The following is a 2619-nucleotide window of genomic DNA, read 5'->3' on the forward strand; positions in this document are numbered from 1 at the left end:
CCGTATCGCTCGGGGGTTCTCGATCGATCTCGCCGCCAACCGGGTCATCGACAGCAGGCTGAATCTGTCTTCGGAAGAAGCGCGAGCCTATGTGCGTATCGCGAGTGTGGTGGACAGGTTCGCGTTGGTGAAGGCGATCGACGCGCTGCCCGAGGACCAGAAGACCGGCGCTACTGTGCGGCTGTCGGCGAGTATGTCGGACACCCGAGCGACGGCGGAGACGGAAATAACTCCCATGCCCCGGGCGCGGGTCCTTCGGGTGCTGGCCACGAAACTGCCGCCCATCTCCGTACGAGCCGCCGCCGCTGCTGCCGTTGCCGGTCGCATCGATCCGGTGTTCGTGGTTCGGGTCGGTTTGCGGGAGGACCCGGAAACGGTTCGACAGGCCGTGAACCGGGTGGCCATGGGCCGGGTGGCCCATCTGCATTACCGGGAAATCCTCGAATTGTTCGTTCAGGGGCCGACGACCGAGGAAATAGCCGCGCGAACCGGGGAGAGCAGGGCAACCGTTCGGCAGTGGTTGCGCCGTGGAGCGGAATTGGTGGTCGAGGATCTGGCTGCCGGCCCGGTGGATCTCGATCCGGGTGTGGTGCAGCGGATGCGGTCGGCCGTCGTGGAGGTATTGGCGGGGGAAGACGACGCCGGGGTCGTCGAGGCGCGTGGGTTGGTTGCCGCGGCCGGGGATGCCGATATCGCGCGGGCGTTGGGGGTGGTGTCGGCGGAGGGCGGCCAGTTGTTGTGGCGGCGGTTCGGGTGGGGGATACGGACCGGGGAGCCGGATGTGGAGATGCGCCGAGCCGTCGATGAATTGACGGCCGCGCTGAGAAATCTTCGAGCCGAAGCCGAGGAGTCGGGAACACCGTCGGTCGAGTCCGGAGTCGAGACGCCGTCCGGCCCGGGCCACCCCGTGGAAACGGAACACGATGAATCTCGTGTCGAGGCGTTGCCTGTGGTGCCGAGCGCCGACAGCGGTGTGGACAGGTCCTTGGAGGACGCGTGGGCCCAGGTGCATATCGCGAGCGTGGTGGACAGATTCGCGTTGGTGGCGGCGATCGAGACGTTGCCCGAGGAACAGAGGACCGGTGCTGTCCCGCGCTTTCTGGAGAGGCCGACGCCGACTCGAGCAGCGGCCGAGACGGGGACCGAACTGCATCGGATGAGCCGGCTGCAACGGCAGATCGTCGTCGAGTTGGCCACGAAACTGCCGCCCATCTCCGTACGAGTCGCCGCCGCAGCTGCCGTTACCGGTCGCGTCGATCCGGTGTTCGTGGTTCGGGTCGGTTTGCGGGAGGACCCGGAGACGGTGCGGCAGGCCCTGGATCGGGTGGCCCACCGGTATCCCCCGGAAATCCTCGAACTGCTTGTTCAGAGGAAGACGGTACCGGAGATATCTGCGCAGGTGGGGAACACCAAAAGAACCGTTCTGAGGTGGTTGCGCCGTGTTGCAGACGATGTGGTCGAGGATCTGGCCGCCGGCCCGGTGGATCTCGATCCGGGTGTGGTGCAGCGGATGCGGTCGGCCGTCGTGGAGGTATTGGCGGAGGCGGATGATGCCGGGGTCGTGGAGACACGTGGGTTGATCGCGGCGGCCGGGGATGCCGATATCGCGCGGGCGTTGGGTGCGGTGTCGGCGGCGGGCGGCCAGTTGTTGTGGCGGCGGTTCGGGTTGGGGATACGGGCCGGGGAGCCGGATGTGGAGGTGCGTCGGCTCGTCGGTGAATTGGCGGTGGCGTTGCGGAATTCGCGATCCGGCGTGGATCTTGCGGATGTGCCGATCACCGATCCGCGGCACCTCGGCCACGAATCGCTGATCGACTGGATGCGTACGACCCGGACATATCACGGCCTCACCCAACGGCAGCTCGGCGAGTTGATGGGGTGGTCCTCGGATTCTGTTCGGCGCGTCGAGAACGGTTATCGACCGGTTTCCGTCAAATATCTGCGGTTGTTCGGTACGGCCCTCGATATTCCGGTCGCTACCCTGCGGGTGGCCGCCGAGCGTTTCGATCCGGGTCTTGCTGTTCATTTCGACGAGTCGGTTCCGAATCCGATGGACGACCGCCTCGGGTCGTTGGGTGATTGGTTGACGGCGATCCGAGAGGCCTCCGGGCTGACTCGCTCGGAATTCGCCAGAATCCTCGGCACCAGCGTGACCATCATTGATATCACCGAGGAAGACCGGCGGATCACAAACGCACACTTGCGGAGGGTTCGCACCGCGTTCGACATTCCGCCGGAGATCATGCGTTCGGCCGTGCTGCGTTTCGACCCCGAATTCTCCAATTCTCTCTTCGATGCGGCCGACAACCGTAACGATCGCTCCACGTCGGGGGATGCGCCCAGCCTGTCGCGGGGGCTTTCGGCGGTGCCCGATACGCCGGAGGTTCGGATTTTCCTTGCCGAGCTGCGGGAGCTCGGTGCCGGCTCCGGGCTCTCGACCGGGCGGGCGCGGGAGTTGGTCGATCGGGCGCCGCGGGTGTGGTTGACGAAACTTGTGAGGGATCTGGATTCGCAGAGCGAACGTCGGTTGGGTGAGTTGTGGTTCGGGGAGGGGATCAGCGACCGCGATGAGCTCGCGTCCCGCCTGGGCATAAGTCCCAGGCACATCGGCCTGCTTCG

Annotated in this window: 1 protein-coding gene; it reads left to right on the forward strand. The window is 65.8% G+C overall.

The window, feature by feature from the left end; translation table 11 throughout:
- The coding region (locus ON32_RS29720) for a helix-turn-helix domain-containing protein (RefSeq protein WP_217998103.1) at positions 1–2619 on the forward strand (2619 nt) is incomplete at both ends.

The sequence above is a fragment of the Nocardia paucivorans NBRC 100373 genome (assembly GCF_000308675.1).
Classification (GTDB): Bacteria; Actinomycetota; Actinomycetes; order Mycobacteriales; family Mycobacteriaceae; genus Nocardia; species Nocardia paucivorans.